Annotated in this window: 8 protein-coding genes; 5 read left to right on the top strand and 3 right to left on the bottom strand. The window is 74.0% G+C overall.

Going from position 1 to position 9,693, the window contains the following annotated elements; all coding sequences use genetic code 11:
- Window positions 1-845: HNH endonuclease signature motif containing protein (locus IEX37_RS11680; protein WP_188756450.1), on the top strand; the 845-nt coding region annotated here is incomplete at its 5' end.
- A 26-nt stretch (window positions 846-871) separates the two neighbouring features.
- Here the strand turns inward: IEX37_RS11680 and IEX37_RS11675 are convergent.
- The gene (locus IEX37_RS11675; RefSeq protein ID WP_229663229.1) at window positions 872-2,128 is read right to left on the bottom strand and encodes a YeeE/YedE family protein; all 1,257 of its coding nucleotides are present in this window, start codon (window positions 2,126-2,128) and stop codon (window positions 872-874) included.
- Between the two features lie 3 nt (window positions 2,129-2,131).
- Window positions 2,132-3,283 carry a sulfurtransferase gene (locus tag IEX37_RS11670; RefSeq protein WP_188756449.1) on the bottom strand — a complete coding sequence of 384 codons (1,152 nt, stop codon included), beginning with the start codon at window positions 3,281-3,283 and terminating at the stop codon, window positions 2,132-2,134.
- A 243-nt stretch (window positions 3,284-3,526) separates the two neighbouring features.
- Here IEX37_RS11670 and IEX37_RS11665 point away from each other — a divergent pair, with 243 nt between their 5' ends.
- From IEX37_RS11665 to IEX37_RS11650, 4 genes are all read left to right on the top strand, one after another.
- Complete coding sequence (locus IEX37_RS11665; protein ID WP_188756457.1) at window positions 3,527-4,396, top strand: DUF5684 domain-containing protein; 870 nt, start codon at window positions 3,527-3,529, stop codon at window positions 4,394-4,396.
- A gap of 187 nt (window positions 4,397-4,583) precedes the next feature.
- On the top strand, window positions 4,584-5,489 hold the full coding sequence (locus IEX37_RS11660) for a PP2C family protein-serine/threonine phosphatase (RefSeq protein WP_188756448.1): 906 nt from the start codon (window positions 4,584-4,586) through the stop codon (window positions 5,487-5,489).
- Window positions 5,490-5,546: 57 nt separating this feature from the next.
- Complete coding sequence (locus IEX37_RS11655) at window positions 5,547-8,372, top strand: FtsK/SpoIIIE domain-containing protein (RefSeq protein WP_188756447.1); 2,826 nt, start codon at window positions 5,547-5,549, stop codon at window positions 8,370-8,372.
- A gap of 31 nt (window positions 8,373-8,403) precedes the next feature.
- The gene (locus IEX37_RS11650; RefSeq protein ID WP_188756446.1) at window positions 8,404-8,637 is read left to right on the top strand and encodes a PLDc N-terminal domain-containing protein; all 234 of its coding nucleotides are present in this window, start codon (window positions 8,404-8,406) and stop codon (window positions 8,635-8,637) included.
- Window positions 8,638-8,659: 22 nt separating this feature from the next.
- Here IEX37_RS11650 and IEX37_RS11645 read toward each other — a convergent pair whose 3' ends face one another.
- The gene (locus IEX37_RS11645; RefSeq protein ID WP_188756445.1) at window positions 8,660-9,649 is read right to left on the bottom strand and encodes an asparaginase; all 990 of its coding nucleotides are present in this window, start codon (window positions 9,647-9,649) and stop codon (window positions 8,660-8,662) included.
- Between the last annotated feature and the right edge of the window lie 44 nt (window positions 9,650-9,693).

The following is a 9,693-nucleotide window of genomic DNA, read 5'->3' as shown; positions in this document are numbered from 1 at the left end:
GCACCTGGGCGGCGTACCTGGACCAGGACGGCCCCGAACCCGACGCCGAACGCGCCGCCCGCAACCGAGGCCTCACCCTCGGCACGCCCCGGGACGGGGTCGTCCCACTGCGCGGATCCCTCCTCCCGGAAGTCGCCGCCGGGCTGCAGCGACTGCTGGACGCGCACCTGAACCCCGCCGTCCGCTTCCACCTCGCCGACCCCGAAGACCGGGACGAAACCGAAGCCTGGTCGCCGGACGAGGCGGTGCACGACCCCCGCACGAATACGCAGAAGCGTCACGACGTGCTCGCCGTGATCATCCAGACCGCCGCGAAAGCCACCGACACCCCGACATTGGGTGGCGCTGCCCCGACGCTCGTGGTCACGGTCGCGCAGGAAGACCTCCACGACCCCACCGCCGTAGCCCGTATCGACGGCAGCCCGGTCCCGGCGTCCACCGCGCACCGGATCGCGTGCACCGGGGCCGTGCAAAAAGTCATCCACGACCGCACCGGCAGGATCATCCGCCTCGGCACCCCCGAGCGGGTGTTCAACACCCACCAGCGCCGGGCGATCACCGCCCGCGACGGAGGATGTGTGATCCCCGGCTGCACGATCCCCGCCGCGTGGTGCGAGATCCACCACGTCGACGAACACGCGAACGGCGGCCCCACCCACACCGACAACGGAGTGCTGCTCTGCTGGTGGCACCACCACAACCTCGAGCATTCCGGGTGGGACATCCGCATGCGAAACGGCACCCCGGTCATCAAAGCCCCGCCCTGGATCGACCGACGCGGCACCTACCGCCCCGCACCCAACGCCCTCACCCGAAGACCGAGAGCCCGCCCGCCTTCCGGGTGAGCCGACTCATGGCCCGGCGCGGGGGATCACGAGCGGTGCCAGCCGAGGCGGAAGCCGAGCGCGAGCGCCGCGACGACCGCGGCGGCGAAGACCCAGCCCGAGAGTGCGAACGCCTGCGTCCCGGAGAGGAACACGCCGATCGTGCAGCCGAGCGAGAGCGTCGCGCCCCACCCGAGCAGGGTCCCGCCCAGGACGGCCGTGCCCGCTCCGCGGACGGTGAGCCGCTCGATCCGGAAGCGTCGTCCGGGGAGCGCCGCCGCGAACGATCCCAGCAGGATCCCGATCACGAGCCAGCCGTTGTCGGTCAGCGTCTCGACCACCAGGGCGACGCAGCCGGCGAGGGCGCCGTCCAGCCCGATGAGGCTCTCGGGGATCCAGCCGGCCTCGGTCAGTCCCGTGCGCGTGCTGCTGCCGAGCTGCGCGGTCACGCCGAGCGGCTGCCCGCGCAGGTAGGCCAGGACGCCGAGAATGCCCACGAGCCCGCCTGTGAGCAGCGCCGGCCAGCGCTGGAAGAAGAGCTGCCGGCGCACCTCCGTCGCGGTGATCACGCGGGCGGGGCGCTCCCTGACCGGCGGATTCCAGCGCAGCAGCAGCACCCCGATGGCGGCCAGCGCTGCGAGCTGCAGGGCGAGAGCCGGTCCGTAGCCGAAGGCGGACGGCAGCCAGGGCACGGGCGCGCCGACGATCAGCGCCGAGGCGATCGGGTTCCAGGTCGCATAGCCGAGCCCGAATCCGACGACGGCCCCCGCCAAAGCCGGGAGTGCGCGGAGGCTGCCCTCGCCCAGTCGGTACAGGTGACCGGCGATGCAGCCGCCGGAGATGACGATGCCCAGCCCGAAAGCGAAGCCGCCGATCACGAGCGCGGGGCCGACGGGGCCGACGAAGGCGCCGGGCGGCACGGTGCCGGGCTGCGGGTCCGGGACGCGCATCGACAGGACGAGCGCGTAGCCCACGCTGCCGACCGCGAGCGCGGTGAGGATCGAGTACGCACCGCGGCTGTCGCGCTTCTCGAAGAGGTCGCGGAAGATGCAGTAGAAGCAGAAGCGCCCGCGTTCGAAGAGGATCCCGAGCCCCGCGCCCGCCAGCAGCGCGAACGACGCGGTGGGGCCGGTGCCCGTGCCCGAGCGGACCTGGTACAGCACGGCGGCGGCGACGAGAAGCGCGATCGCGATCGCGACGGCGATGACCGTGCGGACGGTGTCGGCGCGGGTCCAGCCCAGTGTGCGCGGCGCGGCGGCGCCCCCGGGAGTGGGGGCGCCGCCGTCGACGACGGTCTGCGACACGGGCTACTGCCCGCCCCACAGGCCGCTGAAGCCGCCGCTGGCCTCGAGCGTGGGGTTCTCGACGGGGACGCCCACCGAGTTGCCCCACTCGGTCCAGGAGCCGTCGTAGAGCTTGACCTCGTAGCCGAGCAGCTGGCTCAGGGCGTACCACGTGTGGCTGGCGCGCTCGCCGATGCGGCAGTACACGTAGACCGGCACGGAGCCGTCCACTCCGAGCGCCTCGTAGTGGGCCTTGATCTCCTCGAGGGAGAGGTAGGTGCCGTCACCGCCCGCGTCGCGCTGGTTGACGATCTGGCCCCACGGAGCGTTGACCGCCCCGGGGATGTGTCCCCACTTCGCGGCCGCCTCGCCGCCGAATCCCTCGGCGACGCCGATCTCGCCGTTGAACTCCGCGGCGCCGCGGATGTCGACGATCACGCCCGGCAGCTCACCGCGCACGACCGAGAGCACCTCCGGCTGGAACGCGCGGATGTCGGCGTTGGGCTCCTGCGCGACCCATGACCCGCGTGCGGGGGTCGGCGTGGCCTGGTCGAGCGGGTGGCCCTCGCCGACCCACGTGTCGCGGCCGCCGTCGAGGAGGCGCACGTCGGGGAAGCCGTAGAGCTTGAAGACCCACGCGGCGTACGCGGCGAACCAGTTGTTGGCGTCGCCGTACAGCACCAGGGTGGTGTCCTCGTCGAGGCCCCAGCTCTGCGCAAGCTCCGTGAGCTCGTCCTGCGTGAGGAGATCGCGGGTGAGGCGCTGCACGAAGTCGCGGTACCAGACCGCGCCGATCGCGCCCGGGATGTGCCCCTGCTCGTATGCGCCCAGCGGGTCGCCGTCGGCGGTACGGCCCTCGCTCACCTCGACGACGACGATGCCCGGGTCGCCCAGTCGCTCGGCGAGCCACTCGGTGCTCACGAGCGCCTCTTCCTGGTGCACATCCCCGTATCCGCGCGGCTCACCGTAGGCGATGTCGGCCACGGGGACCGCGGCCGGACCGGGGGCGGGTGCGGCCGCGGGAGGCTCGCTACCGGGGACGCTGCGGGCCACCACGGCGCCGGCGGTGGCGGCGACGGCGGCGACGGCGAGAAACGCGAGGACGGTGGTGAGGCCGCGCCTGCGCTGCGTCGGCGGGACGCTGGAGGGCGAGGCGGGGCTGCTGCTGTCGGTCATGGGGTCACTCCCTGGAGACGGGCTCGGGCGGCTGTTGCGCCGATTCTGTCCCGGGTGACGCGCGCCTCGCTTCGGGGATGACGAACCGTTGCGGCGGATGACGTAACACGGCATGACCGGCGTGCGGTCGGAGTCGTCCGGCACCCGGCGGGGAGGACTCCCCGATGCGGCGCGGCGCGCGATGTCGCTAGGGTTGGGGGCACGGCGGGCCTCGCCGGGCACGGCATCTCCGAAGGGATGATCATGTACTACGACCCGTACTACGACACCAGTTTCATCGCGTTCATCTTCGCGATGCTGGGGTTCTTGGTGCTGCTCGCCATCGCGTTCTACGTCATCAGCTCCTTCTTCATGATGAAGCTGTTCGACAAGGCGGGTGTGCAGGGCCGGTGGCGCGCGTGGGTGCCGGTATACAACCAGATGATCTTCTTCAAGCTGGGTGATCTGAGTCCGTGGCTCGTGCTCTACGCCATCGGTGGCTCGATCGTCCTGGCCTGGATCCCGATCCTGAACGTGTTTGCGGGTCTGTTCAGCCTCGCGCTGTGGGTGTTCAGCGCGATCGCGGCGTACCGAATCGGCCTCAAGCTGCAGAAGGAGGGCGCGTGGGTCGTCCTCTACATCTTCCTGAGCCTCGTGTGGCTGGGGATCGTGGCCTTCGATCGGTCGCGCTGGAACACGGCGGTGCCGCGCGCGGGCTGGGCCGACAACGGCTTCCTGGGCGACCGCACGGTGTGGGACGGCGTCCCGACGCAGGTCACCGCGCAGCCCGGCTACGGACAGGGCTACGGCCAGCCCTACGGGCAGGAAGGGTACGGGCAGCAGCAGGGCTACCCGCAGGGATACCCCCAGCAGGGCCACCCGCAGGCCGGTTATCCGCAGCAGGGCTACCCCCAGCAGGACGCGTCGCAGGCGGGGTACCCCGGCCAGTCGTACCCCGGGCAGTCGTATCCCGCGGGCTATCCTCAGGCCGGCCAGCAGCCCCCGTCGGCGCCCGGCGCGCCCACGCCACCCGCGGCGCCGGACGCCCCGACGCAGCCGCCCGCGGCCCCCGAGCCACCGGCCGCTCCTGAACCGCCGAGCACCGAGCCGCCGAGCGAGCCCCGGCAGCCGTAGCGCCGCCCCGACCTGCGTCGGCCCCGCTCTCCCTCGCGGGGAGCGGGGCCGACGGTCGTCCTGCGGGCGCCGAGCGACCGCGATCCGGCCGGCCTTGACCGGGAGAACCCCGGCCAGCGGCTAGGATGTGAGAACCCACGACGGATCCGCCCACTGCGACGTCGACCATCCCGGAGGTCCATTTCCCGTGTCAGAGGTCAGGACGACGGCGCAGTCTCAGTCCGTCACTCTGCCAGGCGGGGACGAGGTCGTCCTGACGTGGGCCGGCGCGACGCATCGGGGCCGCAAGCGCGACGTCAACCAGGACGCGCTGTTGACGGCGTTCCCCCTCTTCGTGGTCGCGGACGGCATGGGTGGGCACATCGGCGGCGAGATCGCGAGCGCGAGCACCGTCGGCCGGCTGCAGCGCATGGTCGGGAAGGGCTCGATCACCCCCGAGGCGATCGAGAAGGCGCTCGTCAAGGCCGTGCGCGACATCGGCGAGCACCCTGAGACGACGGACGAGGGCACGGGCACGACCGTCACGGGCGTCTACCTGGACGTCACGGGCGACCCCGCGACATGGGTGGCTCTGAACATCGGCGACTCCCGTGTCTATCTCGCCCGCGAGGATGTGCTCGTGCAGGTCACGACGGACCACTCGCTCGTGCAGGAGCTCGTCGCCTCCGGTCGGCTCAGCCCGGAGGAGGCCGAGAACCACCCCTACGGCAACGTGATCACGCGCGCCGTCGGCCCGAGCGAGAGCGTCGAGCCGGATTACGTGCGGCTCGACGTGTGCGACGGCGACCGCTTCGTGATCTGCTCGGACGGCCTCACCAAGGAGCTCACGGACTACGGCATCCTGCATTTCCTCCGCGAGCACGCCGAGCCGGCTCCGGCGGTCGACGCCATGCTGGATGCGGCGCTCGAGAACGGCGGGCGTGACAACATCACGGTCGTGGTCCTGAACGTCTCACTCCCCGGAGCGGGCGCGGGCACGGCCGGGGACGAGGGCGCATGCGGCGACGCCGACGAGCGTGTCGCGGGCGACGACCGGAACTCGGCTGCGCGACCCGCGGACGACTCGTCCACAGCGGCGGATCGCGGCGAGTAGTCCCTGGGCGCCGGCGCGCCCGCCGATTCCCGCCCCGGAGCGGCTGGAATGGGCTCCATGCCACCTGCCCTGCGTGTCGACGAACCGGTGACCCTGCCCGATCCCGTCCCACCGCCGCGCCGCGCGCCGTTCCCGATCGTCGCCTCGCTCGCTCCCGTCGTGGCGTCGGTGGCGATCTGGGCCGTCACGGGGTCGCTCCTGGCCCTGTGCTTCGCGGCGCTCGGCCCGCTCATGGCCGTCGCCTCGCTCCTGGATGCGGCTCGGGCCTCCCGCCGCCACCGGCGCGTCGCGCTGCGGGAGCGCGCGCAGGAGCTCGACCGTGCGCGCGACGGGATCAGCCGGCGGCACGAGACCGAGCGGGCCGCGCGCTGGCGCGAGCGGCCCGACGTTGCGGCGCTGCTCGCAGACCCGCGGCGGCAGTGGCGCGGAGCGACCGACGCCCTCGTGGTGGGGCGCGGCTGCGTGCCGAGTGCCGTGCGGGTCTCGGGGGGCGATGGAGATGCCGCGCGTGAACTGCGTCGCCAGGCCGCGACGCTGACGGACGCGCCCGTGACCGTGCCGTTGACGACCGGCGTGGCCGTGCAGGGCGAGCCCGCCATCGCACGCGCGGTCGCGAGGGCGCTGCTGCTGCAGCTGTGCCTCGCGCGTCCGACCGAGGACATCGTCGTGGTCGCGGTTCCCGACGCCGAGCGCGAGTGGGCGGGGATCCTTCCGCACGCCGCGCTCGACGCGGAGGGCCTGGCGGCCCGGTCGCCCCGGAGCCTGCGCGTCGCGCTCGTGGAGGGCACACCTCCGCCTGCGGTCGATGTGCTGCTGGCCGTCGTCCTGCCCGGCTCCGACGTGCCGCCGGGATGCGGAGCGCTGCTCGAGGTGGACGGCTCTGCCCGGGGGCGACTCACCTGGCGCGGCGAGAGCGAGGACGGGGAGGCCGAGGGCGTGTCGCGAGCGCAGGCCCACGCCATCGCCGAGGCGCTCGCCGCGCGGGCGAGGGCCATGGCGCCGCCCGCCGAGCACGCCGAAGGCCCGCTGGCGCTCGAGGCGCTGCTGAGCGACCGGCGCGCCGAGGACCCGGCCGCTGTCGCGCGACCTTCACTCGGGGCTCTGGGCGCGGTGATCGGCGCGGAGGGCACGGCCCCTGCGTGCGTGGACCTCGTCTCCGACGGACCGCACGCCGTGGTCGTGGGCATGACGGGCAGCGGCAAGAGCGAGCTGCTGGTGACCTGGGTCGTCTCGCTCGCGGCGACGCTGCCACCGGACCGCGTGACCTTTCTGCTGGCCGACTTCAAGGGCGGGACGGCGTTCGCCCCGCTGGCCGGGCTGCCGCACGTCACGGGCGTCATCACGGACCTCGACGGTGGCGGCGCCCGCCGCGCCGTGGAGAGCCTGCGCGCCGAGCTCCGCCGACGCGAGCGCATACTCGCCGCCGCGGGCGCCCGGGACGTGTCGGATCCCGGCGTGGACGTGCCGCGGCTCGTGATCGTGGTGGACGAGTTCGCGGCGATGCTCCAGGAGCATCCGGATCTGCACGCGGTGTTCACCGATGTCGCGGCGCGAGGGCGAGCTCTCGGGCTGCACCTCGTCCTCGGCACGCAGCGGGCCGGTGGGGTGCTGCGCGACGCGCTCGTCGCCAACTGCCCGCTCCGGATAGGGCTGCGGATGGCGGAGGCCGCGGAGAGCCGCGCGCTGCTCGGCACGGACGCGGCGGCGGCGATCCCGGGCGGGCCCGCCGGGCGCGGGATCGCCTACGTGCGACGCGCGAGCGACGACGCGGCGCGCCTCACCCGGATCGCGCTGTCCTCGCCTGCGGACGTCCGCGCCGCCCGTGAGCGATTCGGCGACCGGCCGCGCCCGATCGGGCCCTGGCTGCCACCGCTCCCGCAGCGCCTCTCACGGGAGGAGCTCGCCGTCCTCGCGCCGGAGGCGCCGAGCCGGGACATCCTCCTCGCGCTCGCGGACGACCCGGCTCGGCAGCGCCGCACCGTCGTGACGCTGCGCCCCGGGGCGGACCGCGGCATCGCGGTGGTCGGAGGCGGAGGGACGGGGAAGAGCACGGTCGCCGCGACGGCGGCCGCGGCCAGCGGTGCGCTCGTCGTGCCGCGCGACCCGGAGGGGGCGTGGGATGCGCTCGAGCGCGCGGAGCGGACGCGCCCGCCGCTCGTCGTGCTGGATGACGCCGACGCGCTCCTGAGCCGTCTGCCCGCCGCGTACGCGCAGGCCGCGGCGGAGCGCCTCGAGGCGCTAGTGAGGGACGCGGGGGAGACGGGGTCGACGATCGTCCTCACCGCGGCCCGGTTGTCGGGAGCTCTGCTGCGCGTCGCCGATCTGCTGCCGAGTCGCGCGCTGCTGGCGCTGCCGAGCCGTACCGAGCATGCCGCCGCGGGCGGCGATCTCGCGACGTTCGATCCGCGGCGCCCACCCGGGCGCGCGATCCTCGACGGGTTCGAGGTGCAGTTCGTCCTGGCGCAGCGGCCCGCCGTCGTGGGAGAGGGGCAGGAGCCGCCGCGCTGGACGCCGGATGCGCCGGTGAGCGCCATGGTGCTGCGCGCCGCCCGTCACCGTGGCGAGCTGCTCGCCCGCGCGTGGGAGGGCCGGGCGCGGGTGACGGTGCTGGACGACCTCCGCCCCGGCGCGTCGATCGCCGACGTCGCGGCACCGGGCGAGCGCGTCGTCGTCGTGGGCGAGGGCGAAGCGTGGCAGCGGCAGTGGGGTCTGCTGCAGGAGATCCGGGGGAGCGCTCCCTTCGTGGTGGGGGCGGATTGCGCCGCCGAGCTGCGATCGCTGCTGGGGGAGCGGGAGCTGCCGCCCTACGCGCGCCCGCGAGCCTCGCGCGCCTGGCTCGTCCGCGATGCCCTCCCGCCCGAGCGCGTGCTGCTGCCCGGGTGACGTGCGTGCGCGCGGGCCCTATGCTGGCCGCGTGGACGAGACGAGCAACCCGCTGCTGCCGACGGCGTACGACCTCGCGTGGACGGCGTCCTTCGGGCTGATCCTGCTGCTGGCGATCGTCGCTCTCGTCTCGCTCATCCGGCGGGCGCCTGGCATGACGACGCTGGCGGCGGGGCTGTGGGCCGCGATCGTGATCCTCGTGCCCGTCCTGGGGCCCGTGGCATGGTTCGGGGTCGGCAACCGAGCCCGAACAGCGGAGCGCTGACTCCTCCGGTCGGCGCGCCGGTTCAGACCGTCGCGCGGATGCGCCCGACCTCCTGGCCCCCGCCCTGAACCGAGAACAGCGGGTGCGCGTTCGCCTCGGCCACCGCGGCCGTGGGAAGCGCGCCGGCCCGGGCGAGCAGCTGGAGGGCCACCAGGGGCGCCGCACGCAGGGAGCCGTCCAGTATCTTGAGTGCGACGGTGGTGCCGTCCTGCGCGACCATCACCTGCACACCCTCCGCTCCCAGCTTCGAGAAGACGCCGAAGCGCTCGATCGCGAACGTGTCCGATCGGCCCGGGCCGTCGATGGCCCACGGCGTCTCCCGCACGGTGCGCACGAGCGCGCCCGCCACCCGGTGCAGGGCGAACGGCGAGCGCTCCGAGGCCGTGCCGACGCGGTGGATGCCGCGGGCCAGGCCCGCGAGGGTGATCGCGTGCACCGGCGCGCCGCAGCCGTCGACGACCGTGGTCGCGATCTTCTCCCCCGTGAGGCGCTCCACGACCTCGCGGATGTGCAGTTGCAGCGGGTGCGTCGGATCCAGATAGCCCGCGGTGTCCCAGCCGGTCGCCACGCACGCTGCCAGCATCGCGGCATGCTTGCCGGAGCAGTTGTGGCGCACGGCGGCCTTGCCGAGGTGATCGCCCACCATGGCGTCGCGCGTGGCGGCGTCCGACGGCCAGCTGGCCGGGCAACGCAGGTGATCCTCCGTAAGGCCCACGGCCGCCAGCATGTCGCGCACGACGGCGACGTGGCGGTCCGTCCCGGCGTGGCTCGCGGTCGCGAGCGCGAGCCGCTCGCCCGCGAGGTCGGCGCCCGCGGTGACGCACGCGATCGCCTGCAGCGGCTTCAACGACGACCGCGGCAGGATCACGGCGCCGGGGTCCCCGATCACGGCCACCGCATCGCCGCCCGGCGCGAGGACGATCGCCGATCCCGCGTGCCGCGACTCGATGAAATCGCCCCGTTCCACGACGGCGAGCTCGGCCGAATCCGTCACGCTGAATGTCTCGGTCACCGCGCCAGCCTACCGAGCGCCTCGCCGTCACGGCGGTCGCCGCG

This window comes from Microbacterium album, from assembly GCF_014643695.1.
GTDB classification, from domain to species: domain Bacteria; phylum Actinomycetota; class Actinomycetes; order Actinomycetales; family Microbacteriaceae; genus Microbacterium; species Microbacterium album.
This window is presented reverse-complemented; position numbering and strand designations above follow the sequence as displayed.

Coding starts and splice junctions, on each gene's coding strand:
- IEX37_RS11670 (WP_188756449.1), bottom strand. CDS start 3,283: ATGACCGACAGCAGCAGCCCCGCCTCGCCCTCCAGCGTCCCGCCGACG.
- IEX37_RS11665 (WP_188756457.1), top strand. CDS start 3,527: ATGTACTACGACCCGTACTACGACACCAGTTTCATCGCGTTCATCTTC.
- IEX37_RS11655 (WP_188756447.1), top strand. CDS start 5,547: ATGCCACCTGCCCTGCGTGTCGACGAACCGGTGACCCTGCCCGATCCC.